25 protein-coding genes, 1 rRNA gene, 1 pseudogene and 2 other annotated features are annotated in these 26,183 nt (G+C 34.0%); of the genes and pseudogenes, 20 read left to right on the top strand and 7 right to left on the bottom strand.

Annotation, left to right across the window (positions count from 1 at the left end):
• Nucleotides 1-115 precede the first annotated feature (115 nt).
• The 3 genes from BN1058_RS12170 to rrf all read left to right on the top strand — a co-directional run bounded on the left by BN1058_RS12170 (nucleotide 116) and on the right by rrf (nucleotide 4,944).
• Nucleotides 116-391, top strand: coding sequence for a DUF2524 family protein (locus BN1058_RS12170; RefSeq protein WP_090858018.1), 276 nt, complete (start codon nucleotides 116-118; stop codon nucleotides 389-391).
• A gap of 129 nt (nucleotides 392-520) precedes the next feature.
• Nucleotides 521-745 (top strand) — a binding site (T-box leader).
• 77 nt (nucleotides 746-822) lie between these two features.
• Entirely contained in the window at nucleotides 823-3,243 is a 2,421-nt protein-coding gene (gene leuS / locus BN1058_RS12165; protein WP_090858016.1) for a leucine--tRNA ligase, read from the top strand.
• Nucleotides 3,244-4,344: 1,101 nt separating this feature from the next.
• Nucleotides 4,345-4,543, top strand: a sequence feature (23S ribosomal RNA rRNA prediction is too short).
• A gap of 285 nt (nucleotides 4,544-4,828) precedes the next feature.
• Nucleotides 4,829-4,944, top strand: a 5S ribosomal RNA gene (rrf, locus tag BN1058_RS12155).
• A 319-nt stretch (nucleotides 4,945-5,263) separates the two neighbouring features.
• Here rrf and BN1058_RS12150 read toward each other — a convergent pair.
• The 4 genes and pseudogenes from BN1058_RS12150 to BN1058_RS12140 all read right to left on the bottom strand — a co-directional run bounded on the left by BN1058_RS12150 (nucleotide 5,264) and on the right by BN1058_RS12140 (nucleotide 7,802).
• Entirely contained in the window at nucleotides 5,264-5,452 is a 189-nt protein-coding gene (locus BN1058_RS12150) for a hypothetical protein (protein WP_090858010.1), read from the bottom strand.
• 92 nt (nucleotides 5,453-5,544) lie between these two features.
• Nucleotides 5,545-5,787, bottom strand: coding sequence for a hypothetical protein (locus BN1058_RS12145; protein WP_090858007.1), 243 nt, complete (start codon nucleotides 5,785-5,787; stop codon nucleotides 5,545-5,547).
• Between the two features lie 176 nt (nucleotides 5,788-5,963).
• Nucleotides 5,964-6,216 (bottom strand): annotated as a pseudogene (locus tag BN1058_RS14545) (IS1595 family transposase); the annotation flags it as partial.
• Nucleotides 6,217-6,542: 326 nt separating this feature from the next.
• Nucleotides 6,543-7,802 carry a BaiN/RdsA family NAD(P)/FAD-dependent oxidoreductase gene (locus tag BN1058_RS12140; RefSeq protein WP_090858004.1) on the bottom strand — a complete coding sequence of 420 codons (1,260 nt, stop codon included), beginning with the start codon at nucleotides 7,800-7,802 and terminating at the stop codon, nucleotides 6,543-6,545.
• Nucleotides 7,803-7,987: 185 nt separating this feature from the next.
• On the opposite strand from BN1058_RS12140, the gene BN1058_RS12135 reads away from it, so the two are divergent.
• Together BN1058_RS12135 and BN1058_RS12130 are read left to right on the top strand one after the other, a co-directional pair.
• The gene (locus BN1058_RS12135) at nucleotides 7,988-9,631 is read left to right on the top strand and encodes a putative polysaccharide biosynthesis protein (RefSeq protein ID WP_090858001.1); all 1,644 of its coding nucleotides are present in this window, start codon (nucleotides 7,988-7,990) and stop codon (nucleotides 9,629-9,631) included.
• A 17-nt stretch (nucleotides 9,632-9,648) separates the two neighbouring features.
• A complete protein-coding gene (locus BN1058_RS12130) occupies nucleotides 9,649-10,371 on the top strand; it encodes a pseudouridine synthase (protein WP_090857998.1) in 723 nt (240 codons plus the stop codon).
• 46 nt (nucleotides 10,372-10,417) lie between these two features.
• On the opposite strand, the gene BN1058_RS12125 is transcribed toward BN1058_RS12130, so the two are convergent.
• Entirely contained in the window at nucleotides 10,418-10,636 is a 219-nt protein-coding gene (locus BN1058_RS12125; RefSeq protein WP_090857995.1) for an HTH domain-containing protein, read from the bottom strand.
• A gap of 144 nt (nucleotides 10,637-10,780) precedes the next feature.
• On the opposite strand from BN1058_RS12125, the gene BN1058_RS12120 reads away from it, so the two are divergent.
• From BN1058_RS12120 to BN1058_RS12105, 4 genes are all read left to right on the top strand, one after another.
• Nucleotides 10,781-11,803, top strand: coding sequence for a potassium channel family protein (locus BN1058_RS12120; RefSeq protein ID WP_090857991.1), 1,023 nt, complete (start codon nucleotides 10,781-10,783; stop codon nucleotides 11,801-11,803).
• A gap of 11 nt (nucleotides 11,804-11,814) precedes the next feature.
• Nucleotides 11,815-12,378, top strand: coding sequence for an RNA 2',3'-cyclic phosphodiesterase (thpR, locus tag BN1058_RS12115; RefSeq protein WP_090857987.1), 564 nt, complete (start codon nucleotides 11,815-11,817; stop codon nucleotides 12,376-12,378).
• 48 nt (nucleotides 12,379-12,426) lie between these two features.
• Nucleotides 12,427-13,344, top strand: coding sequence for a hypothetical protein (locus tag BN1058_RS12110; RefSeq protein WP_090857984.1), 918 nt, complete (start codon nucleotides 12,427-12,429; stop codon nucleotides 13,342-13,344).
• Nucleotides 13,345-13,443: 99 nt separating this feature from the next.
• The gene (locus BN1058_RS12105; RefSeq protein ID WP_369688259.1) at nucleotides 13,444-14,256 is read left to right on the top strand and encodes a phosphotransferase family protein; all 813 of its coding nucleotides are present in this window, start codon (nucleotides 13,444-13,446) and stop codon (nucleotides 14,254-14,256) included.
• Here BN1058_RS12105 and BN1058_RS12100 read toward each other — a convergent pair.
• Nucleotides 14,240-14,524, bottom strand: coding sequence for a YtzH-like family protein (locus BN1058_RS12100; protein ID WP_090857981.1), 285 nt, complete (start codon nucleotides 14,522-14,524; stop codon nucleotides 14,240-14,242). The two genes, BN1058_RS12105 and BN1058_RS12100, sit on opposite strands and share 17 nt — an antisense overlap.
• A 95-nt stretch (nucleotides 14,525-14,619) precedes the next feature.
• Here BN1058_RS12100 and trmB point away from each other — a divergent pair, with 95 nt between their 5' ends.
• Complete coding sequence (trmB, locus tag BN1058_RS12095; RefSeq protein WP_090857978.1) at nucleotides 14,620-15,258, top strand: tRNA (guanosine(46)-N7)-methyltransferase TrmB; 639 nt, start codon at nucleotides 14,620-14,622, stop codon at nucleotides 15,256-15,258.
• Nucleotides 15,259-15,332: 74 nt separating this feature from the next.
• On the opposite strand, the gene BN1058_RS12090 is transcribed toward trmB, so the two are convergent.
• The gene (locus BN1058_RS12090) at nucleotides 15,333-15,644 is read right to left on the bottom strand and encodes a PepSY domain-containing protein (RefSeq protein ID WP_090857976.1); all 312 of its coding nucleotides are present in this window, start codon (nucleotides 15,642-15,644) and stop codon (nucleotides 15,333-15,335) included.
• 225 nt (nucleotides 15,645-15,869) lie between these two features.
• On the opposite strand from BN1058_RS12090, the gene BN1058_RS12085 reads away from it, so the two are divergent.
• The 10 genes from BN1058_RS12085 to murC all read left to right on the top strand — a co-directional run bounded on the left by BN1058_RS12085 (nucleotide 15,870) and on the right by murC (nucleotide 26,127).
• Nucleotides 15,870-16,937 (top strand): M42 family metallopeptidase, encoded by a 1,068-nt coding sequence (locus BN1058_RS12085; RefSeq protein WP_090857972.1) that lies wholly within the window; start codon nucleotides 15,870-15,872, stop codon nucleotides 16,935-16,937.
• Nucleotides 16,938-17,009: 72 nt separating this feature from the next.
• Nucleotides 17,010-17,513 carry a DUF84 family protein gene (locus tag BN1058_RS12080; protein ID WP_090857970.1) on the top strand — a complete coding sequence of 168 codons (504 nt, stop codon included), beginning with the start codon at nucleotides 17,010-17,012 and terminating at the stop codon, nucleotides 17,511-17,513.
• Between the two features lie 133 nt (nucleotides 17,514-17,646).
• Nucleotides 17,647-18,156 carry a hypothetical protein gene (locus BN1058_RS12075; protein WP_090857967.1) on the top strand — a complete coding sequence of 170 codons (510 nt, stop codon included), beginning with the start codon at nucleotides 17,647-17,649 and terminating at the stop codon, nucleotides 18,154-18,156.
• A 103-nt stretch (nucleotides 18,157-18,259) separates the two neighbouring features.
• The gene (locus tag BN1058_RS12070; protein WP_090857964.1) at nucleotides 18,260-19,300 is read left to right on the top strand and encodes a PTS sugar transporter subunit IIC; all 1,041 of its coding nucleotides are present in this window, start codon (nucleotides 18,260-18,262) and stop codon (nucleotides 19,298-19,300) included.
• An 18-nt stretch (nucleotides 19,301-19,318) separates the two neighbouring features.
• Entirely contained in the window at nucleotides 19,319-19,630 is a 312-nt protein-coding gene (locus BN1058_RS12065; protein WP_090857961.1) for a thioredoxin family protein, read from the top strand.
• A gap of 84 nt (nucleotides 19,631-19,714) precedes the next feature.
• A complete protein-coding gene (locus BN1058_RS12060; RefSeq protein ID WP_090857958.1) occupies nucleotides 19,715-20,542 on the top strand; it encodes a DUF1444 domain-containing protein in 828 nt (275 codons plus the stop codon).
• Nucleotide 20,543: 1 nt separating this feature from the next.
• On the top strand, nucleotides 20,544-21,149 hold the full coding sequence (gene ytpR, locus BN1058_RS12055) for a YtpR family tRNA-binding protein (RefSeq protein WP_090857955.1): 606 nt from the start codon (nucleotides 20,544-20,546) through the stop codon (nucleotides 21,147-21,149).
• A gap of 146 nt (nucleotides 21,150-21,295) precedes the next feature.
• A complete protein-coding gene (locus tag BN1058_RS12050; protein ID WP_090857953.1) occupies nucleotides 21,296-23,503 on the top strand; it encodes a DNA translocase FtsK in 2,208 nt (735 codons plus the stop codon).
• A gap of 85 nt (nucleotides 23,504-23,588) precedes the next feature.
• Nucleotides 23,589-24,698: a nicotinate phosphoribosyltransferase gene (locus BN1058_RS12045; protein ID WP_090857950.1), complete on the top strand. Its 1,110-nt coding sequence runs from the start codon at nucleotides 23,589-23,591 to the stop codon at nucleotides 24,696-24,698.
• A 127-nt stretch (nucleotides 24,699-24,825) separates the two neighbouring features.
• Nucleotides 24,826-26,127 (top strand): UDP-N-acetylmuramate--L-alanine ligase, encoded by a 1,302-nt coding sequence (gene murC / locus BN1058_RS12040; RefSeq protein ID WP_090857947.1) that lies wholly within the window; start codon nucleotides 24,826-24,828, stop codon nucleotides 26,125-26,127.
• Nucleotides 26,128-26,183 lie beyond the last annotated feature (56 nt).

The raw sequence follows: 26,183 nt of genomic DNA, 5'->3' as shown, positions 1-26,183 counted from the left end.
TAATAAAATAAATGCTTGTTTAGCATATGATTTATTGTAGCACGAATCAATGATGAAAATCACTGGGGCGTATGATTTATTCCGTTTTGTACAAGCTAAAAAATGAGGTGATAATATGGCAACAAGAGAATCAATGGAAGCAATGATAAATAAAACAGAAGAAATCATTACACAGGCAAAACATGAATTAGATCAAGCTAATCGAAATGGTTATGAAATAAACACATCATACAATCAAGCTCAAACGGAATTAAGTAATTTGGAAGCTGAAATTGAGAAATTAATGCACAGTGCGAATCATCAGCAAAAAGAACAACTTCATCGTCTACACTTACAAGTTAGTCGATATTTAAATGACATGATATTAGATGAAAATCAATTACATGATTAATTAATCTCCCTATTATGGGAGATTTTTTCTTGAGAAACAGAAAATGATTAATCGAACATTATGTTGAAATCAGTTTGTGTTAACTTGACAAATGGTGGTGTTTTTTTTAAAATACGTGTACAATAAGAAGGAATAACAATGATAAGGAATAGTAGTAAAGTGATACAAGATAATTTAGAGAGGTAACGGTTGGTGGAAGTTGCTCTTGTTCTTTATGAACTCGCCTTTTATGTTGTAATGGTGAACGAATAGTAGCTATTACCGTATTTTTCTGCGTTAAAGAAAGAAAAGTGAGTGTCTGTTTGAGTAGACATTAATCTTGGGTGGTACCGCGGGAAGACTCTCGTCCCATTTTTAGGGATGAGTGTCTTTTTTTATACATACAGAACAAACGTTCTTTTTGGTAATTATTTTGAAGGAGGATATAACAGATGTCATTTAATCATAAGAAAATTGAAGAGAAATGGCGGAAATACTGGTTAGAGAATAAAACTTTTAAAACAAACACAAAAACAATTAAGGAAAAGTTTTATGTGTTAGACATGTTCCCGTATCCGTCGGGTGCAGGTTTACACGTAGGTCATCCCGAAGGTTATACGGCGACAGATATCATTTCTAGAATGAAACGTATGCAAGGATATGAAGTTTTACACCCAATGGGATGGGATGCGTTTGGTTTACCTGCTGAGCAATATGCATTAGACACCGGAAATGATCCAGCAGAATTCACCAAAAAAAATATAGATACATTTCGGAGACAAATTCAAGAGTTAGGTTTTTCTTATGATTGGGACCGTGAAATTAATACAACCGATCCTAACTATTATAAATGGACACAATGGATTTTCTTGAAATTATATGAAAAAGGTCTAGCTTACGTAGATGAGGTTGCTGTCAATTGGTGTCCTGCGCTAGGTACTGTTCTAGCTAATGAAGAAGTAATTGATGGTAAAAGTGAACGAGGTGGTCATCCAGTTGAACGTAAACCGATGAAACAATGGATGCTTAAAATCACGGCTTATGCTGATCGATTGTTAGAAGATCTTGAAGAATTAGATTGGCCAGAAAGTATTAAAGATATGCAACGAAATTGGATTGGTCGTTCAGAAGGGGCAGAAGTTGTTTTCGGTATTGATGGGCTGGATGAAAACTTTACTGTATTTACAACGCGTCCAGACACACTGTTTGGTGCAACTTATGCAGTGCTAGCTCCTGAACATCCATTGGTAGATAAAGTTGTTACCTCCGAGCAGCAGGAAAATGTCCAACGTTATTTAGATGAAGTAAAGTTAAAAAGCGACCTAGAACGCACAGATCTGGCAAAAGATAAGACAGGTGTATTTACTGGTGCGTATGCAGTGAATCCAATCAATGGTAAAAAATTACCTATATGGATTGCTGACTATGTTTTAATGAGTTACGGATCAGGGGCTATAATGGCTGTTCCAGCACATGATGAACGTGACTACGAATTCGCAAAGCAATTTGACCTAGATATTGTTCCGGTACTTGAGGGTGGTGACGTCTCTAAAGAAGCGTATGTAGGTGATGGGAAGCATATTAATTCAGATTTTTTAAATGGTCTGAATAAAGAAGACGGAATCAGTAAGGCGATAGAATGGCTAGAGACACATAACAAAGGTGAAAAGAAAGTCACTTACCGACTGAGAGATTGGTTGTTTAGTCGTCAACGTTATTGGGGCGAGCCAATCCCAATCATTCACTGGGAAGATGGAACGACTACAGGTGTGAAGGAAGACGAATTACCATTGGTACTTCCAAAAACAACAGAAATTAAACCATCAGGTACTGGAGAATCTCCACTAGCGAATATTAGCGATTGGGTGAATGTGGTAGATCCAAAGACTGGAATGAAAGGTCGTAGAGAAACAAATACGATGCCACAATGGGCAGGTAGTTGTTGGTATTTCTTGCGATTTGTTGATCCGACAAACACAGAGAAATTAGCTGATTATGACGAACTAAAGAAATGGTTACCTGTAGATATTTATATCGGTGGAGCAGAACACGCTGTATTACACTTGCTTTATGCACGTTTCTGGCATAAGTTTTTGTATGATATTGGTGTCGTACCAACAAAAGAACCATTTATGAAGTTGTATAATCAAGGGATGATTCTTGGGGAAAACAATGAAAAAATGAGTAAGTCAAAAGGTAATGTTGTTAATCCAGATGAAATTATTGAAACACATGGTGCAGACACATTACGTTTATATGAAATGTTTATGGGACCATTGGATGCATCAATTGCCTGGTCAACAACTGGATTAGACGGTGCACGTCGATTTTTAGATCGTGTATGGCGTTTATTTATTACAGAGGAAACAAACGAAGTATCATCTAAAATAGTAGATAGTGTTACCGAGGATACGCTAGAAAAGGTATACCATGAAACAGTGAAAAAAGTAACAGATAACTTTGAAGATCTTCGTTTTAATACAGGTATATCTCAAATGATGGTTTTTGTGAATGAAGCATATAAAGCAGATCAAATTTCCAAGGATTATGCAGAAGGATTTGTTAAACTGTTATCTCCAGTTGCACCTCATTTAACAGAAGAACTATGGAATAAACTAGGACATGATGATACGGTTGCTTATCAATCCTGGCCAGCATTTGATGAAGCAAAACTTGTAGAAAGTGAAGTGGAAATAGTCATCCAAGTAATGGGTAAGGTTAGAGCAAAAATGATGGTAAATAAAGATGCGACTAAAGAAGAATTAGAAGAAAAAGCATTAGATAATGAAGCAATTAAGGAAAGGTTAGAAGGAAAGACTGTTAGAAAAGTTATTGCAGTGCCTGGTAAACTTGTTAATATTGTTGCTAATTAATTAGATGCTTATTTCCTAAAGCTTTGTTAAAAATAATGGTGTCGTGAGAAACAAACAGTGCTTCCGATAAAAGGAAGTGCTGTTTGTCTTTTTTCTATTAAACCAACGTACGTAGTTATAGACAGTTTACTTAAAACAATTACCATTTCCACTTTGAAGTATGAAAGTTGTTCATTAAGTGGCATTGGTAAAAAAGTAATTGCTAGTTCTCTTTATGGTTAATACTTGGTTTGAATCGATTCTTTATTTACAACATCTATGTGTATAATTTTTTTAGTACCGTCTTCATAAGTGTAAAAGTAATCAAGTTTGGGTTCATCCTTGAAAGTCACTACAACAGCTGTTAAGCCTTTATTTTCACCTATGTCCACAACAGACATGTTTTCTATATCAACATCCGTATCATATCCCATTTCTTTTAGGTATGATATAGTATCATCCTTTATTGCACTTTCTTCTTCGTATGCAATAAAAAAACGAATACTGCTAATTAATATTAAAACGAATATAGTAACAAGGGTAATTTGTTTTTTATTAATAATAATAATCCAACTCTCTTTTTATTTATTTGAGTACCTCTTACATCATTTCTTATTAAAAAAGAAATAGTGTTAAAGATAGATAATTTTAGTGTATCATATGTTTTGTTTCTGCATGTGGAATTAAAATCCCTTTCGCTATGGACAATATGTCAATGTTCTTCATTTAGAAGTGTTTGTACGTTGTGAATCTTTCTGCGGGAAATCTATTGACTTTATTTAATGTGTCCTGTATTATTTATCTTGCTGCTTTGATTTGTTGATCAGACAATTTATAAAAAATATTGACAACATTCTCAGCTTGTGTTAGTATATAATTACTGTCACAGAGACAACGTGGCAAACATTTTTGATCTTTGAAAACTGAACAAAACAACCAATATGTTAAGAAGTAACATGCTAGTCAAGTAATGAGTAAGCAAACTCAATGATTGCCGACTAGGTTCGCGACATCCGTGTTGCAACATCGGCATCAGCACATCCATGTGCAAGCAATTTTATGGAGAGTTTGATCTTGGCTCAGGACGAACGCTGGCGGCGTGCCTAATACATGCAAGTCGAGCGCAGGAAGCAAGCAATCACCCTTCGGGGTGAGCGCTTGTGGAATGAGCGGCGGACGGGTGAGTAACACGTGGGCATGAAGCCCCCCTCAAGATGAGACTTCCCATCTTTTAGAGTAAGATCCCTCAGAGACGATGAGGTAGATAGGTTCGAGGTGGAAGCGTGGTGACACGTGCAGCTGACGAATACTAATCGATCGAGGACTTAACTATATTAAAAAAGCGGAATCAACCGTTTAACAACGCAGTGGCTGGAGACAATTAACTGAGATAAAGGAATCACAATTTCTGACAAGAAATTGATGATGACTTATCGTAGGGCAATTGGCGAAGACACCCAGTTGTTGGTTGATGGAGCTAGATTATATATGATATGAATACTTGTCTGTCTTATCTAGTTTTGAAGGTGCATCTTTCAATCCAATGGATGTTTGACTAAGGACGTCACGTCCTGTGACAACGTCGAACTGACCTTCATCATGAAGGCCCAGTGACAATAGCGAAGAGGTCACACCTGTTCCCATGCCGAACACAGTAGTTAAGCTCTTCAGCGCCGATGGTAGTTGGGGCCTTGCCCCTGTGAGAGTAGGACGTCGCTAGGCAAATAAAAAACCTTTGAATTTATTTCAAAGGTTTTTTTAATGTAAGGATCTGTTAAAGTTTAGTGTTGATATTAGTTACAAAAAGGAACTTTCACAAATCAGGAAGTTCCTTTTTGTAATATTAGCTTGTTAAACTAATGCACCCAATAGTTAATAAGCATTAATAATTTATTCACCTATGAATAAATAGGGAAGGAAATCAATCTTAAAAGATATTTCTAATTTAAATATCCCCCCAAGTGTTCAGTAAAGTAGCATCAATAGTAGAGACTGTTACTTACTGAACAATCACCCCCTGTTACTTCAAGAAAGTAATCAATTACTTTTTGTTTCTATTATCGATTTTTCTAATAAGACTTATCGCTTCTATTATTACCAAAGTTGATATAATAATTTTTGCTGAAGGAGTTAGTGGTTGGTAATCATATAAACTACTAAGTAAAATAAAGGCCAATGCAAAATATAAAAAAACCTTTGCTAAAGAAAGTAATATCTCTTTAGGTCCCATTTTATCGTCTCCCTTTTATTTAACTACACTGCGAAATAGTATTATAGTGACTGCTACTTTTTCAGCAATCGCACCCGTTTAAGAACTGGCTTTCAATCCTGTTTGAGAAGATATACACCTATAAATAACGATATGATAATTAGAATTATTGGCACAATAGACACAGGAGGGTTTCCGCCCCATGCTAAACTACTGCTACCACTTCCTGATATTACTCCTGCAATATGTGCGGAGGAAGCCTTGATTGTATCAATTAGTTCACCTAACGAATAAGCAATAACTGCGGTTAATAATGATAAGCCAATCAATAACAATCCTGCAACACGATTATTCATTTTTATCCCCCTGTCTACTTTATAATATGAATTGCTATTGCCTTATTCTACATTCCTGTCCGTTAGTCGAACAAGAAATAATGTTTATATCGCGAATCTAAATGACCTAAGTGTATCATATATTTCATATTTTGTATTAAATCCCCTTTAAACATCAAATCATTTATAGTAACAGTCTTTCTTTGTCCTTTTTTAAGTATAGGATATAGGACTCGTCCATTTCTACGATACCTTCAAAATTAGATATTTGTATCTGTTTTAATGATGATAACAGTTTTTGTTGCAGCAGAACAATCTAGCGCAATTAACATTATCAACTAATTTAGTAGATTTACCAAGAGAATACCCTTCTATCATACAGTCAACAAATTTAATCCATTGATTTAGATGACGTGTTCGATATACTACAGTATTTGTGAGGTCAGCAAATGGCGAATTATTGACAACAAGAGCCTAATGTAAAAATATGCATATCAAAAGCAGTATATTTACATCGGTTCTTTACTAATGTAATGGTGTGCTCCATTTTAGCAAAGGGCTAAACGATTATTAGAATTCTATTCTTAATTCTGGGATAATAGCAACCAGGGTTCCAGTTAACTGGAACCCTGGTTGCTATAAATATTGAATGTATGAACAATAAAGATTAAATACAAGCCTAATTCAGTAAATAACTCAAAGATGTACTAATTACGTTATTCTATCAAGCATTATTACCACTAAATATAAAGTGTTAGTAATAAATGAATTCTAATTTAACCAAGTGCTTCCCAAGCAGCATTCATTCCGGCGACACGTCCTGTCACTAAAGCAGAAGTAATGTTATAGCCACCAGTATACCCATGAATATCTAAAATTTCGCCACAAAAATATAGTCGGTCCATTTTTTTAGATTGCATTGTATTTGGAACAATTTCTTTAATAGAAACTCCACCACCCGTTACAAAGGCTTTTTCTATCGGTTGAGAACCATTTACCGTAAAAGAGAACCCTTTAAGATCATGAATAAAGTGAATGCACATTTCCCGGGAAATATTAGCACATTTTATTGTATCAGAAATATTATTCTTTTGTAATAAAAAATCTAAGTACCTCTCAGGAATCATACCCTTAAAAATATTGCGAAATGTTTTTTTAGGATTGGAAGTTAGAGAGGTATTTATTTCAGTTAGTAAATGCTCCTCTGTTTTATCAGGGAAACAATCAATTTGCATGGTTACAGGTGTTTCTCCTTTTTTTAATTCTTTTACAACATATTGAGAGCATCGTAGCACAGCAGGACCTGACACACCAAAGTGAGTAAATAACATGTCCATTCTGTGTGTAATAATTTTCTTGCCTTTTTTATTTAAAACGGATAATTCTATATCTCGTAGGGCTAGACCTTGTAATTGTTTATGTTTGATAAAGTCTTCATTAGAAAGCAACGGAACTTCTGTAGGGTATAGATCAGTAATGGTGTGACCAGCCATTTTAGCCCATTTATAACCATCGCCAGTAGATCCAGTATATGGGACAGCTTTACCACCAACAGCTATAATTACAGATTTAGTGGTAACTTTTTCTCCATCGTTTAGAATAATGGTATGATTGTTTTCTTGATAATTTATCGCTTCTACAGTTGTGTTTTTTCGAATTGTCACATCAAGCGTGTGAAGTCGGTCTAATAAAGCATTAACTACATCCTTTGCCTTATTACTGACTGGAAACATTCTACCGTGATCTTCTTCTTTTAACGCAACACCTAAGTTCTCAAAAAAATCAATGATATCATAATTGTTAAAGACAGAAAAAGCACTATATAAAAATCGACCATTACCTGGAATGTGTTTTATTAATTCATCTTGTGGAAGCCGATTGGTAACATTACATCTACCCCCACCAGAAATAGCAAGTTTTTTGCCTAATTTATTGCCTTTTTCAATTAATAAAGTTGATGCACCTTGTTCAGCAGCGGCTATTGCAGCCATTAGACCTGATGGTCCACCACCTATAACGATTACTTGATAAGTCAAAACATTCATCCTTCCTGTACTACAATGATTATTAAGGGATTAATCATATTTCATCATATATGAAAATGATTCATTTGTGAAATTAACTAAAATGTAATAATAAAATTTTATTTGAAATAGTAGCTGATTTTGTTATCTATGATAGAATAATACCATTGGATTAATTTAAGGATTAAGGTGAAAATATGTCAAAAAACACAATTTTACGTGGTACATTGTTATTAACAGGTGCAACGTTTTTTTCTAAATTTATCGGAATGATCTATACTATTCCATTTGAAAGTTTAGTGGGAGCTGCTGGTGGAAAGCTTTATGGCCTAGCTTATGGACCATACAGTATATTTATTAGTTTATCTACTGTAGGCATTCCGCTTGCTGTGTCGAAGTTTGTGGCAAAATATAATTCATTAGGGGATTATCGCACAAGTAGGAAGATGTACAAGGTTGCACTTCGCTTTATGCTATTTACTGGTTTATTAGCTTTCTTAACCATGTTTTTTGGATCAGATCTATTAGCAAAATTGTATATCCCATCTAATGCACAAGGAATTACTGAAGCTGATGTTGCTATGGTTTTTAAAATGATTAGCTTTGCATTATTAGTTATTCCAGCTATGAGTATTACTAGAGGGTTCTTTCAGGGACATGAATCAATGGGACCAACTGCAATTTCACAAGTAGTTGAACAGATCGTAAGAATTGTATTTTTGCTTGGGTCTGTGTTTGTTATTATTCATTTTATCGATGATACGTATATTACGTTGGCAGTCGGTTTTGCTACATTTTCTGCTTTTATAGGTGCGATTGCTTCAGCGATTATACTATTTTTATATTGGAGAAAAAGAAAACCACATTTAGATCGCGCAATGAATCAACAAGTAAAAACATACGATTTCAAAACAAGCACATTATTTAAAGAATTATTTCGCTATGCAGGGCCCTTTGTAATGGTAGGATTAGCAATTCCTTTATATCAACAAATTGACTCCATTACATTTGAACGAACATTACTTTCTATTGGCTATGAAAGTAGTGCATTTATAGATAATGCGCTTTCTAATATTATTTTATATGGTCACAAATTAGTGATGATTCCAATCACTTTAGCTACTGGCTTATCTTTAGCAACGTTACCAACACTAACAAAAACATTTGTAGACCGAAATAAGACACAATTATTTGCACAAATTAATCAGTCATTACAAATAATCATGTTATTAATTGTACCAGCGGTTGTAGGCATGTCTATTCTTTCTTATGAAGCTTGGGGCGCTTTTTATGGTGTGGGAAAGTACATTGATTTAAACGGATCATTATTACGCTGGTATGCTCCTGTTGCATTGTTCTTTGGTTTGTTCACTGTAACATCCTCCATTTTACAAGCTATTAATCAACAGCGATATGCAGTGGTTAGTTTGACTGCAGGCTTAGTATTAAAAGGGTTATTGAATATACCGTTAATGCATTTATTTGGACCACAAGGTGCTGTTATTGCTACATTATTTGCCTCGGTTCTAACAGTGATATTAAATGTGATACGAATCAAGCAATCCATTGGATTCTCTTTAAGACAATTAATGAAAAGGACAATGTTAATTGTAATCTTTACGACCATTACTGGATTAGCTGTTGCTTTAATGAAATGGATACTTAATTTTTGGATAACTTATAATGATGGTAGAATTGAAAATGTTGTAATACTTGCTATCACAGTAACTATAGGAGCAGGGATATATTTAACCTTAAGTTATGCATCAACTTTATTAGAGCGTATTTTAGGTGGTAGAATTCGTATAGTAGATAAATTATTTCGGAGGAAATCAGTATAAAAAGGGGTTTGAAGAACATGCGTATTGATAAATTATTATCAAATGAGGGATATGGAAGTAGGAAAGAAGTAAAGCAGCTTCTGAAACAAGGAGCTGTTCAGAATAACAATTGTGTCATTAAAGATGGAAAGACACATATAGATCCAGTTACTGATCATATTACTGTTTTTGGAGAACAAGTCTTTTATAAACCTTTTGTTTATTTTATGTTACATAAACCGGCAGGGCTTATTACTGCTACAGAAGATAGTCGAGAAGAGACTGTAATTGATTTATTGGAACCATTAGATCAATTACGCGAGCCATTTCCAGTCGGGCGATTAGATAAAGATACGGAAGGATTATTGCTTATAACAAATGATGGGAAGTTAGCGCATCAATTATTGTCACCTAAAAAAAATGTTGGAAAGACGTACTATGCAAAAATAGAAGGAAAAGTAACAGAAGAAGATGTGCGTACCTTTACACAAGGAATTCGCTTAGATGATGGTTATGTAACAAAGCCAGCACGATTAGAAGTTGTAGTTAGTGATATAGAATCGGAAATTTATGTTACGATTACAGAGGGAAAATATCATCAAATTAAACGAATGTTTGCTGCAGTCAACAAATATGTTGTCTATCTAAAAAGAATAGCAATAGGGGATTGGCATTTAGATGATCAATTAGAAAAAGGCGAATATCGTGAATTGGATGAGGAAGAAATCATGTATCTTAAAAATATAGAAGCAAAAAAATAAGCTGACATGTCTGATTCTAGTCAGCAATTGTATATGGTAATAAATTTCAGGAAATCTTTACTTTCTTTTTCGTAACTTTCCAGCTTCCCCGACTTGGACTCTCAACTAGGCCATTATACTCTAGAACATTAAGATCTCTTTGGACCGTTCGATCGGTAATACCAAATTCCTCGGCAATCTCAATTGTAGTTACCGGTCCGTTCTTTCTAATAAACAAGTATACTGCCTTTACACGAGTAAGCATACGGGTTGTTGATTGATTCAAAAAACCACTCCTTAATGATGTCATCAAACTTGTGGTGATGCTGAATCTTGAAGTTATCTACATTTTACACCTTTTTACTGCATAAGACCAGTCTTAATACAGTTTTAACAATTTCTTAATATTTTGTAAGGGAGGTTACCCTATATGTATGTTATACGTAAAATAATAAAAAAAATGATTAAAATCCAAAATAGTATTTTATTTTTATCAAGTATCTTATTAGTTGTTATTACATCCTATCTTATTTCCTTTGTAGAAAATGAAACCTTTCCTACTTTTTTTGATGGATTTTGGTGGGTAATGACTACGGTAACAACCGTGGGTTATGGTGACTATTCTCCTGTCACACTGAGTGGAAGATTAATTGCAATATTTTTATACATATTTGGAATTGGAATTATTGGAGTTGTAATTGGTAAGGTTGTTGACGGATTAGCAATATTTCGAAGAAAAAAAGAAACGGGTGATATCATGTATAAAGAGCAAGCTCATTACATTATTATTGGATGGTCTAAAAAAGCAGCGTTTGCAATTAAAGAGATGTTAGAAACTACAAATGACATAGAAATTGTTATTATTGATGATCTGGAAAAAGCCCCAATTTTGGCTGAAAACATCCATTATATACGTGGGAATGCATCCGAAACAGCTACATTAGAGAAAGCAAATATACACAAAGCACAATCGGTGTTAGTATTCGCTGATGATATGATAGAGGATGATCAATTGACCGATGGTAAGACGTTATTAATTGCTTCAGCTATCGAATCCATTGCTCCAGAAGTTCATACCATTGTTGAAGTGATGGACGAGGAACACCTTAAAAACTTTGCTTACATGAATGTAGATGAATTTATTATTTCGACCGAAACAGTATCTTCTTTATTTGTACGTTCAGCTTTTCGTAAAGGGATTTCAAGTGTTTACAATCAACTTCTAAGAAGAACACATGGAGATGATCTATTCTTTATTCCTGCAACAAGTAAATGGAAAACATATCGAGATGCTTTTGAAGAATTATTAGATCATGGTGCGACATTGGTAGCTGATGGTGATGATTTAGGCATTAATCGTAAATTAGATAAACCATTACCTGCGCATGCACAGTTATATGTAATATGTGATAAGAATACAATAAAGACAATTAAGGATACCATATATAATTAGGAGTGCTTGCTATGGCGAACGATTCACATTACTTTTTGGCTATACCTATACCAGATGATTTAAAAGAATGGATGAAAACGCAACAAGAACAGTTTTTACAGCTTAGCCACCTTACATATAAACATTATGTTGACTATGCTGATTTTCATATTACTTTAAAATTTTTAGGGGCTGTTTCTTTAGAAAAGCAAAAAATATTAATAAATGAATTAGAACAATTATCTAATAGCGGTTCATTCAACTTGTCTATTGGTAAATTTGGTTATTTTGGTTTGCAGACAAGGCCAAGAGTTTGTTGGTTAGATGTAGAGAAAAATGAACCTTTATTGTATTTATACAATAAAATTGAGTCGATCTCAAAAACAATAGGTTTTTCTGAAGAGAAGAGAACTTATCAACCTCATATCACATTGGTTAAAAAATGGGCTACTGGTAATTTAATTCATGAAAGATGGGATCAAATACAAAAGCAACTGAATGAGGAAAAGTCATTCACCGTTGATCGGTTTGTTTTATATCGTGTCGTACCAAAAGGAAAACCAATGTACAAAACCGTACATGAAGTTAAGTTATAAAAATGAAAAAATTAATATTTTTGAAAGTATGATAGAGGAGGTGTATATATGGCGCAGTTGATAAAATTGGAAAATTATATTTCTAGATATGAAAAAGATCCATTTCACTATCCTGGACAATTTATACGTTTAAAGCAAGAGAATTGGAAAAAACTTATTGAAACTTGGGAATTACAAAAAGAACAAAGTTTAAGTGATGAAATAACTTATGAAAAAGAAGAAACACATACACCTTTATCTAAATGGAAAAAATTTTTTCAACGAAAAGAAGAAGTTTTAGAAAGTGAAAATGTTTCCTTTGATTTACCTAAAACAAAAGAAGATTTAAAATATTACTTCTTAGATACATTACTTCCATTCCAATTAAAATGGGCATCCACCACTATGAATGAAATGTCATTTTTGGATCGTGCGTATTATGATAATTTAACATTACGATACTTTTTACAACGTTTCCCAGATACTTTTCTATTACTATATAATCCAGTGTTTCAATTAAAGAATGTATCAATCGATGGTGAAATTATATTAATTACTCCAATTGGCATAGATATCATTTCTTTAATTGAACGGCCATCATCAACAAAAATCATTGTTGGTGATGATCGTACATGGTTCACAGAAGAAAATAATGTTCAATCAAAAATTTTGAGTCCTATTCTTTCACTGAAAAGAACAGAAACAGTAATCAAGAGTATTTTAGCTACATTTACTGGTACTGTTCCATTTCGGAAAATAGTGTTATCAAGGACAAATATAATTGAATTTGAGCATGAACCATATCTGACAAAATTTATTGGTATAGAACAGCACCAAAAATGGCTAAATGATCAAAGAAGTTTAATTTCACCTTTAAAATATAACCAGTTGAAAATTGCTGAAGCAATATTAAGGCATTGTGATACTGTTGCGATGAAACGCCCAGAATGGGAGCGACAAGAAATGGATGATTTTTCTTCATTATAATTATATTTTTTTCTTGATCTTTTCCCCTAATATGAGTTAATCTAAAATCAGCGTCTTTTTTTTGAACGTGATAAAAAGAATGATTGAAGAGAATGGAAGGTGAAAGACGTGCAAGATATTCTTGGGGAAGAATGGATTATTGCTTCAGCTGGTGGATCTACCGGGGAGGCATATTATGCACAAAATGAGAATAAGCGTCTTTTTCTGAAACGTAATTCTTCACCGTTTTTAGCGGTTTTGTCTGCACAAGGCATTGTTCCAAAACTTGTTTGGACAAAACGTTTGGAAAATGGGGATGTAATTACTGCGCAAGAATGGCTAGAAGGAAAAGAATTAAATCCAGAAGAAATGCAGCATCCAACAGTAGCAAACTTGTTAAGCACCATCCATCATTCAACAGAATTATTAGATATGTTGACAAGAATGGGGAAAAAGCCAATTGATCCTGCGATGATGTACAACACTCTTTCTAGAGAAATGTCAAAGGTTACACAGAAAGTGATGCCGATGATTATTCATCAAACATTAGCCTACTTAGATGATAATATAGAGCATTTGTTCAATGTGAAGAAAATGGTTTGTCATTGTGATTTAAATCATAATAATTGGTTAGTATCAGATGTTGGACAACTATATTTAATTGATTGGGATAATGCACAAATTGGAGATCCTGCTTTGGATTTAGGGATGTTATTACATTGGTATATTCCAGAATCAGATTGGGATCAATGGCTTGACAATTATGGTATAACAAATGATAATAACTTGTTTATCCGCATGCATTGGTATATGATGATTGAACTTCTCAAAGCTTATATAGATAATCAGAAGAACAATAAGGTATTAGAAGCCGCCAAGCAATTAGATGAGCTCGAACGACTTCTAAATCGTGCTATTAACTATATGAAGTAGGGATATGTTGTAGCCAAGTATTGATATTCTCTTGGTTAGTTGAGATGTGTTGCTCTAAATTTTGAGCAATTTCACCTTGACGACCATAGTTGTAAATCTCAGGTAATACTTGCATCAAATATTGATCATCAACAGATTTATTTACCATCAAAGATTGAACTAAGCGTTTGATCTGTTGGTATTCAGAAATACTACCACAGCAATCTTCTGCTTGCTCACTTAATAGATCAGAGAGAAGATTTAATTGATTATAAGCATTTAAAGTCATTGGTCATCACCACCTTGACTATATTTTTTGTCGTAACAAACAAATTATACTTGTCAAATTTCACTAAGAATTTTGGATTATAAAGGAGATACACTATGCGTGCTAGACATAAACCGTGGGCAGATGAATTTTTGAAAGAAAATGATCATTTGGTAAAATTAGATCCAGCTTCCCATAAAGGTCAATGGCAATCTGTTTTCCAATCTAATTCACCAATACATTTGGAAATAGGAACTGGAAAAGGGCAATTTATTGTTGGAATGGCCAAGCAGTTCCCAAATATAAGCTTTATTGGTATGGAAGTGGTGAAAAGTATTCTCGTAAGTGCTGTTCAAAAAGGCTTGGAAGAAAAACCTAATAATGTACGTTTAATTAATGAGAATGCCGAGAAGTTATTAGAAGTATTTGATGAGAATGAAGTGGATAAAATATATTTAAATTTTTCTGATCCATGGCCAAAAAACAAGCATGCTAAGCGACGTTTAACATACCAAACATTCCTTGAATTGTATAAACAAATTTTAAAACCTAATGGTGAAGTGATATTAAAAACAGATAATAAAAAATTATTTGAGTATTCATTAGTGAGTTTCTCCCAATTTGGAATGAAGCTTGAAGAAGTTGTATTAGACTTACATGAATTTAACGATCCAACAAATATTAAAACAGAATATGAAGAAAAATTTTCTGCAAAAGGACAACCAATTTATCGTTGCAGGGCAGTATTTGTTTAATTTATAAAAAGACAGTGCAAAATTAAAATGTATCCACATCATTAGGATATTTTAAAATGAGCACTGTCTTTTTATTATGCAGTTTCAGTTACCTCAATAATGGAGCCTGTATTAGCGTCTACATAAAATTCAAATTGGATATTGGTATGGTCAATTGTACGCGTTATTCCACCGCGATAAACGGTGTAGTTCAAACTATTTTTGGTTATTTCTTCAGGTTTCATGTAAATCCATGACCCACTAACTGGTCCAAGCTGTTTAAACGCTTCTTTTGCTAATTTTAACGCGTTTTCTGGTTTAATAAGTTGGTGAGATAATCGATCTCTTATCGCATATCCAAGGAGTGCGCCTGCCCCAGCAGCACATAAAAATTTCTTCCAATCCATTTTGTCACCTCATATGTGTTTTTTATGTTAATGAATACAATATCTAAAGTGAGTATAACATACAACTGTAGTTTATACCGAATCACTGATACGCACCAGTCTATGTAGTATGTTTCTTTACCATATAATTATGTTTTTCATTTTTATAGAATAGAAAAAGTGGAATCAAATACAATTGTTAGTTACAATAATAATATGTGCTTAAAACTTTGGGAGGTCTTACATATGGAGAAAGAAACACTTCGTTTATTTAAAACATTAACTGAATTGCAGGGTGCACCAGGAAATGAGCATCTTGTTAGAAAATTTATGAAAGAGGAAATTTCTAAATATACTGACGAATTAATACAAGATAATTTAGGCGGTATTTTTGGGGTGAAGCATGGTAATGGTCCTAAGGTAATGGTAGCCGGTCATATGGATGAGGTTGGCTTCATGGTTACGCAAATCACCAAAAATGGTATGCTGCGTTTTCAAACCCTAGGTGGCTGGTGGTCTCAAGTACTTCTAGCACAACGTGTGCAAATAATGACTGACAATGGTCCTGTCGTAGGTGTCATTGGTTCTATCCCTCCTCATAATTTAACAGAAGAACAACGAAAAAAACCAATGGAACTAAAAAATATGCTAATAGATATTGGTGCTGATAATGAAGAAGATGCGATAAGAATTGGAATAAAACCAGGTCAACAAATTGTACCCATTACACCGTTTACACCAATGGCAAATGAAAAGAAAATTTTAGCTAAAGCATGGGATAACCGATATGGCTGTGGATTGGCGATCGAACTGTTAAAAGAACTACAAAACGAGACATTACCGAACCAATTATTCTCAGGTGCAACCGTTCAAGAAGAGGTTGGACTACGTGGTGCACAAGTAGCAGCTAACATGATTCAACCAGATATTTTCTATGCACTAGATGCTTCGCCGGCAAATGATATGTCTGGTGAAGAAAAAGCCTTTGGACAATTAGGAAAAGGTGCATTGTTACGTATTTATGATCGCTCAATGATTACGCATCGTGGTATGCGTGATTTTGTACTTGATACAGCAGAATCCAATGATATACCTTATCAATATTTTATTTCACAAGGTGGAACGGATGCAGGTAGAGTACACTTGTCGAATCAAGGTGTGCCGTCTGCAGTTGTGGGAATTGCTTCTCGTTACATTCATACACATGCATCAATGATTCATGTAGATGACTATGCAGCAGCAAAAGCATTAATTGTTGAATTAGTGAAGCAAACGGATGAAAGTACAGTTGAGCAAATTAAAAATAATGGTTAAAGAGTGGAATATTAGTTCTTTCATAAAAGAACTAATATTCTTTTTAAAGTTTAAATAAGGTGGGTTAATTAAATGGATATTATTATTGGTTCACAGAATCCAGCTAAAGTACAAGCAGTTAAAACTGTTTTTCAGGATGCAAAAGTAATTGGTATGAATGTATCATCTGATGTGTCTTCTCAGCCATTCTCTGAAGAAGAAACACTTTTGGGTGCGAAAAATCGAGCAAAACACGCTATTTCTTCTGGAGATGCAAGTATTGGAATTGGTTTAGAAGGTGGTGTTGCTACATATAATAGTCAATTGTTTCTTATCAATTGGGGGGCATTAGTTGATCAAACAGGTGAAATGTATGTTGCTAGTGGTGCTCGAATCCCTCTACCTGAAGAGATAGGAGTGGAATTAAAAAAAGGGTATGAGCTAGGAGATGTGATGGAACAGTATGCTCACAAACAGGATGTAAGAAAAAAAGAAGGTGCAATTGGTATTTTTACAAATGATCTCATTTCACGTGCAGACATGTTCACACATATTATGTATTTGCTAAAAGGGCAATATGAATTTTCAAATAAATAGTTTATTTGTTAAGTTTTTTCTTATTGAAAGGAAATATTGAATTTTTTGTGAAAAAATAAATCATTTCTTGTCAAATTCTGAATTCATAGTATGATAGAAAGTGGCCTTAAGTATGAATCAGGAGGATATAAAAATGACAAGAATAATAAAAGTTTTAACTCTGGTGTTTGTCATTGCATTATCGATTTTAGTGGGGTGCTCTCCTTCAGAAGAAGAGGCGCTTACATCAGTGGAAAATATAGCGAAAAAACAGTTTAAATCCAAATCAATGGAAACAAATCAAACATATGAGCATTTTTCTCTGTACGTTCCTAATGGGTATGAGATAGCAGAAGTTTCACAAAGTAATCTCATTCTTGAGAAGGATGGTCAAACATATATTTTGTTTTATAATGCGTTAGAAGATACAACGAGTAAGCTAAATTATCAAGCAGCTGAAGCAAATGGAAAATATCAATTGTTACAGTCCTTTAAGAATGATCAACGTTTTGGTTATGTGAAAGTTGCCGAACTTGAAAAAGACTATGAATTACAAATAGGTATAGGCGGTGTAAAGGTCACTACACAGACTACACTAGCGGACATAGAAGAAGATACACAAGAAATGATGCAAATGGCAAACTCAATTGCTTATTCGGAATAGTTTAATACAAAAGCCTGAAGGTAATACTTCAGGCTTTTGTATTTGATCTTGAGTTTACAACTAGGTTTGTGTAAGATAGCAAAGAAAAGGGGGAATTCCAAACATGATAAACTTTTTAAAGAGAAAAGGTGTTTATTTATCTGTTCATGCATATTTTATTACTGCATTGAGCTATATGGCTTTAGGGTTATTTTCTTCTCTTATCATTGGACTAATTATTAATACGTTAGGATCACAACTAGAAGTAGTTTTAGGGACTACCACATTAACGTCATCATTAATGGAAATTGGTTCATTTGCAATGGACAATAAGATTGTTGGTGGTGCAATTGGTGTTGCAATTGCTTATGGATTAAAAGCTGCTCCGTTAGTAATGTTTTCTGCATTATTTAGTGGCGCGTTTGGATATGAATTAGCTGGTCCTGTTGGTAGCTACATCAGTGCGTTGTTTGCGACCGAGATAGGTAAAACAATCTATAAGGAAACGAAGGTCGATATTTTACTAACTCCCTTACTAACCATTACGATTGGGTATATGGTTGGGAAATTTGTAGGTCCTCCTATTGATTCCTTTATGACGGGAATTGGTAATGTGATTAATTGGTCAACATCACAACAACCGTTTATAATGGGGATTATTGTAGCGGTATTAATGGGTTGGGCATTAACAGCACCAATTTCTAGTGTAGCTATTTCGTTAATGCTATCTTTAGACGGTTTGGCTGCTGGAGCAGCGGTAGTAGGATGTGCAGCACAAATGGTAGGCTTTGCTGTATCAAGTTTTCGTGATAATGGTGTAGGCGGACTATTAGCACAAGGAATTGGGACGTCCATGCTTCAAGTTGCTAACATATTAAGAAAACCAGTCATCATTGTTCCACCAACTATAGCTGGTGCAATTATGGCACCGTTTGCTTCTGTTTGGTTTGATATGACAAATAATGCATCAGGAGCAGGGATGGGTACTGCAGGTTTTGTTGGTCAGATTATGGCATTCAATACGATGGGCTTTAGTGTAGACGTTTTTTGGATGGTTTTAGGGATTCATCTTGTTGGTCCTGCCATTATAAGTCTATTAGTTTCTGAATATATGCGAAAAAAAGGTTGGATAAAACCTGGAGATATGCGAATTCTTTATGATTAAATAGGAGGAATATGATTTATGAAAACATTACAAACAGAACAAGAATTAACATCGATACTAGAAGAAGGCAAGACAGTACTACTCTTTTCAGCAGATTGGTGCCCGGACTGTCGTTTGATTGAACCATTTATGCCAGAAATTGAAGCAGAGTTTGCTAGTTTTAACTTTGTATATATTGACCGTGATCAATTTATTGATATATGTGTGTCTCATGATATATTTGGAATTCCAAGTTTCTTAGCATTTGAGAATGGAAAAGAAATTGGACGCTTTGTTAGTAAAGATAAAAAATCAAAAGAAGAGATACAATCTTTTTTAAATAAGTTATAAAAAATAACATTACTTTTAACAACAGGTGAATCATGCTAGAATAACTAACGTAACAAAAAACATTCTCTTAGGAGAGAAAAAACAATGAAATTAACAAGTTTACAATTAAAAAGAATATTAGATAAAAAATTAAATTATGACACTTGGCGGACATCGTTTAACAGAGACAAGGATACATACCGGGTGGAATGGAGAGATACACATAAAGGAATTACAATTACTTTGCCAAATGTCATTGCTAAGTATGAACAAAAAGGTGATGTGGCGATAGATGATTTAGTTTATCATATCACTGAGGCGTTAGCTATTATGAATCAGACACCGACTTTAGAAGGGAAAGAAAAATCTGTTTTTCCAGTTATACGATCTACCTCTTTTCCAAAAAAAACAAAATCCGGCGTACCATTAATGTTTACCGAGCACACGGCGGAGACGCGTATTTATTATGCGCTTGACCTAGGGAAAACGTATCAATTAATTGATCAACCTTTGCTTGAAAAAGAAGGGTGGACAATGGATCGTTTAAAAGAAGTGGCAAGCTTTAATCTACGATCTTTAACTACAAAACCTAAACAAGAACAGGTAGCAGGAAATGACTTTTATTTTGTTTCGACAAATGATGGCTATGATGCTAGTCGCATATTAAATGAATCTTTTTTAGAGGAAATGCGTTTAAATGCCAAAGGTGAACTTGCTGTTGCAGTTCCTCATCAAGACGTACTTATCCTTGTAGACATTCAAAACGATACAGGTTATGATATTCTAGCACAAATGACAATGAAATTTTTTGCTGAAGGTCGGGTGCCAATTACTTCTTTATCTTTTATTTATGAAGATAAGAAGCTAGAACCAATCTTTATTTTAGCAAAAAATCGCCCAACACAGAAAAATGATACAGAAAAGGATGAATAAGATGCAAATTTTCTATAATAAAAAAGGAATTGGCGATTGCCTACTTATTTCGTTAAAGCGAGGAGATCGTTATCAAATAGAACAAGACCACTTTGGAGATATTGTTAAAATTGTTGATAAAAATACTAAAGAAGTATTAGGATACAATATTTTTCAAGCATCAAAATATCTAACGATAGAGACTAATAAATTAGAATTAACAGAAGCATTACTTGAAGAATTACGTACAATTTTTCAAAAGAATAATTTAAACGATACATTAGATGTTGATTTGTCACCTAAATTTGTTGTTGGTTATGTACAAGATAAAGGTACCCATGAAAATGCTGATAAGCTAAGTGTTTGTCAAGTTGATATTGGTGAAGAAACAGTTCAAATTGTATGTGGTGCACCGAATGTTGATAAGGGACAGTATGTTGTTGTAGCAAAAGTAGGCGCAGTAATGCCGAGTGGTATGGAAATAAAGGCAGCTAGTTTAAGAGGTGTTGATTCTTATGGAATGATCTGCTCTCAAAAAGAACTGGGAATACCAAACGCACCAAAAGAAAAAGGGATATATGTGTTAACTGATGAAGTGAAACCAGGAGATCCTTTTGTGATAAATTAAGTATGTTAGTTAATGGAGTTGTCTTTTGAAAGGCAACTCTTTTTCTAATATTAGCGAATGTCGGGAATCATTCAGCTTTGAGTATTTTTAAAAAAGAAAACCTGTTAAAATAGAAGGAAACAAATGAAATGGAAGAGTGAAGAAGTATGCTAGATCAATGGAAAGATAAAATAAAAAAATGGCTTAATTCACCAGATGAAAAAATCAATAGTTATCATGTAGGTAATGATATAGAACAAAATAATTATATAGATCAGAAGGTAGAGACAAAAGTAGTTTATCAATACCCAAGCAATAAAAAATTTAATTTTCCTGCTATACCTGGTAAACCTAAGAAACATTCGAACCAACAGAATGAAAGGTACATTGACTTAGGTACTGAGAGCAATGACAATAAGAAACACACGGTTGATATTGAAGAAAATCAAAAGAAAAGAAAACCATTTACTCCTACTCCTGTTCCATCTCCAGTGTATGGTTTTAGAAAACGCCCGAATGAAGAAAATGAACAAGGAATGGACACACCTGCTTATTTAAGAAAAGAAGAAATACATAAAAACACTGCAGAGATTCTTAAAAAGACAAAAGAAGTTAATAATAATAATGACTTACTAACATTTGGTCGAGAAAACAGAAAAAAACACAACCAAAAAACAGAACAAAATTCGTCAAATCAAGCCTTGGAGCAGGAGAATCAATTGATTGGACAATCAGCAGTGACAAAACGACAAAATGATTTTGCTGACGATAGTAAAACCATAACTCCCACTGAAGGAATATTAAATTCGGAAGAAAACACAAAAAAAGCTGAAGATCAACGACCAAGAAAAAGCACCGAAAAAGGCAAACAGGCACAACCATTTAATGTAAGAATGCGCCCAAGTGATAAAAAAAGATATTACCAAAGGAAGGAAACAAACAAAGGAAGTGTCAAACGGACGCAGCATAAAACACCACCATTTCACTTATTAAATGAACCGGTTGGTAAACAAGCAAATAACAATGTGTGGATAGAAGAACAATCTAACCTGTTAGAGAAAACCTTAAAGCAGTTTCATGTGAATGCAAAAGTAGTTGCAACCATGCAAGGCCCCGCTGTAACAAGATTTGAAGTACAACCAGAAGCAGGGGTGAAAGTAAGTAAAATAAAAAATTTAAGTGATGATATAAAATTGAATATGGCAGCAAAAGATATTCGTATGGAAGCACCTATACCTGGAAAGCATGCAATTGGGATAGAAATTCCGAATGAACAAGCAAAAGCAGTTAGCTTGCAGGAGATTTTTCAAACAAATCAATTTCAAGAAAATCAATCACCATTGAATATTGCACTAGGATTAGATATTGCTGGTAGTCCAATTGTTACAGATATAAAAAAAATGCCTCATGGTTTAATTGCAGGTGCAACAGGCTCTGGAAAAAGCGTATGTATTAATACTATTTTAATTAGCTTAATATATAAAGCAAGTCACGAAGACGTAAGGCTGATGTTAATTGATCCGAAAATGGTTGAATTAGCTCCATACAATGAAATACCACATTTAGTTGCTCCTGTTATTACTGATGTAAAAGCAGCAACACATGCTTTGAAATGGGCAGTCTCTCAAATGGAAGAGCGCTATGAAAAATTTGTTCAAGAGGGAACTAGAGATATTGATCGATACAATCAAAAAATGGAACAAAAACAACGATTCGATGATAAGATGGCTTATATTGTTATTGTTATTGATGAATTAGCTGATTTAATGATGGTTTCTCCGCAAGATGTAGAAGATGCTATTTGTCGAATTGCTCAAAAAGCAAGGGCTTGTGGTATTCATCTTTTATTAGCAACACAACGCCCTTCTGTAGATGTGATTACAGGTCTGATTAAAGCAAATATTCCTACACGTATTGCTTTCAGTGTTTCGTCTCAAGTAGATTCACGTACGATTATTGATACAAACGGAGCAGAACGATTGTTAGGTAAAGGTGATATGTTATTTGTAGAGAATGGGGCAAGACATCCTGTTCGTATCCAAGGTGCTTTTGTTACGGATGAGGAAATTGAGCGCGTAACTGCCTATGCAAAAAAACTAGCACCTGCGAATTATTTATTTGAACAAGAAGACCTATTACAACAAGTTAAAACGGAAGAGGTAGAGGATGAACTTTATACTGAAGCTCTTTCTTTCGTTATGGAACAAAATGGTGCTAGCGCATCTTTGCTGCAACGCCGTTTCAAAATTGGGTACAATAGAGCAGCAAGATTAATTGATACATTAGAGGATAATGGTATAATTTCAGCGCAAAAAGGAAGTAAACCAAGAGATATCCTTGTATCAGCCAATGAATTAGATAAACCAACAAAGTGATATAAATTTAAAACTTGTAGATAGGGCATGAATCTTATATGATAGACAAAGGTATATAATAAGAACGTAACGAGGGGTAAGTGAGATGAATAAAGAAATCACAAAAAAACTAAACGGCGAGATTGAGCGTTTAACAAACCAAACGTTTAAATTTGATGAACGAATCAAAGAAGGATGGTTTTCAGCAGTTTATTTCCTTAAAACAAAAGAAATTGCTGAAAAGCTTAAACCAGATAATATAGTAACCATGCAATTTTTTCAGAAAAGTGATGCTGTTTTGTGTGGATCTGATGAAGCTATTGCACTTATACATACGTTCGCTGATCATCCTGAGGAGCTTGAAATTCACGCATTAAAAGATGGTGATAAAATAAGCCCTTATGAGACAGTACTTACGGTAACTGGACCATATCAATCTTTTGGTTATTTAGAAGGAATTATCGATGGTATATTAGCCCGTCGAACATCTGTAGCAACAAATGTATATAATGTGGTAAAAGCGGCTAGGTCATCTGGTAAACAGAAACCGATTATTTTTATGGGTGATCGAGATGACCATTACACACAACAGGCAGGAGATGGGTACGCTGCATTTATCGGTGGCTCCACTGCACAAGCCACCCATGCTATGAATGAATGGTGGGGAAAAACAGGAATGGGGACCATGCCACATGCAATGATTCAAATCTTTGAAGGTGATGTCGTCGAAGCCTCAAAGGCATATCATGAGTTATATCCAGATGATGACTTAATGGTTCTAGTTGATTATAATAATGATGTAATTACCGATGCATTAAAAGTGGCTCGTGAATTTGGAGAAACATTAAAAGGGGTCCGTTTAGATACGTCTAACCATATGGTTGATAAATATTTCTTGCGAAACCAACATCTAATGGGTACATTTGATCCACGAGGTGTTAATCCACAACTAATCTTTGCTTTGAGAAATGCGCTAGATGCTGAAGGATATCATCACGTGAAGATTATTGCTAGTGGAGGTTTTAATGAAGAACGAATTCGTGCATTTGAAAAAGAAAATGTCCCTGTTGATGTATATGGAATTGGAAGAAATTTATTGCACATTCATATCGGCTTTACAGGTGATAATGTATTACTTAATGGAAAACCGCAATCTAAAGATGGGCGTCAATATAGGCCAAATTCAAGATTAGAAAAAGTAAATTATGTAAAATAATCATAAAAAATATAAATAGGAAAAAACAAGTGTTTTCCAGATTGGTTTGTGCTAAAATAATTATTTGGGCAAAACAATTACTATTAGTTTAAAAAGATTTAACGCTCTACTTTGGAGGTTCTTAGTTATGACAATTTACCATTTTATCGGTATAAAAGGGACAGGAATGAGTGCGTTAGCACAAATACTGCATGATTCTGGAGAGCTTGTACAAGGTTCCGATGTAGAAAAAGAATTTTTTACACAACGTGCATTAGAAGAAAAGCAAATTCCAATATTACCATTCTCAAAAGATAATATAAAACAAGGATTAACAATTATTGCAGGTAATGCATTTTCCGATGACCACGAGGAAATTAAAGCTTGTAAAGATCTTGGTTTGGCCTTTTATCGTTATCATGATTTTTTAGGCCAATGGTTAAAACAATATACCAGCATAGCGGTTACAGGAGCACATGGTAAGACTTCAACTACTGGTTTATTAGCTCATGTTCTAAATCAAAATTATCCTATTTCGTACCTTATTGGTGATGGTACCGGACAAGGACATATAGAAAGCGAATATTTTGTATTTGAGGCTTGTGAATATCGTCGTCATTTTTTAGCATATGAACCTGATTATGCAATCATGACCAATATTGATTTTGATCATCCAGATTATTTTACAAGTGTTGACGATGTTTTCCAAGCTTTTCAAAGTATGGCAGATCGTGTGAGAAAAGGAATTATTGCTTGTGGGGATGATGAATATTTACAACAAATTCAAGCAAAAGTACCTGTTTTATATTATGGCTTTTCAGAAAGTAATGACTTTCAAGCGAAAAATGTAAAGGAAACACCAAATGGAACAACTTTCGATGTGTTTGTAAGAAATAATTATTATGATTCATTTACCATTCCAATGTATGGAAATCATAATATTTTAAATGCATTAGCTGTGATTACTATTTGCCATTATGAAAGTATGCAAGCGGATGAAATAAAAAAAATCACTTCATTTACAGGGGTGAAACGTAGATTTACTGAAAAAGAATTTGGGACACAAATTCTTATTGATGATTACGCACATCATCCAAGAGAAATTGAAGCAACTATTGATGCAGTTCGAAAGAAATATTCAGATAAAGAAGTAATAGCTATATTCCAGCCGCATACCTATACTAGAACAAAAACATTCTTGCATGAATTTGCTGCTAGTTTAGGAGAGGCTGATCATGTATTTTTATGTGATATTTTTGGTTCTGCAAGAGAAGGATCAGGGAAGTTAACGATTCATGATTTAGAAACACTGATAGACAATAGCCAATTCTTACCGATTGATGATATAGAAGTACTTCAGTCTTACTCTAATGCTGTATTAGTTTTCATGGGTGCGGGTGATATCCAAAAATTTCAATTGGCATATGAAAATAAAACCAAGTTGTCCTAAAGGTTTTTTAAAATATTTCTTGAATAATAGGAAGAGAAGGGAAATTTACCTGCTCT

It is taken from the genome of Paraliobacillus sp. PM-2 (assembly GCF_001368815.1).
In the GTDB taxonomy this organism is placed as follows: domain Bacteria; phylum Bacillota; class Bacilli; order Bacillales; family Amphibacillaceae; genus Paraliobacillus.
This window is presented reverse-complemented; position numbering and strand designations above follow the sequence as displayed.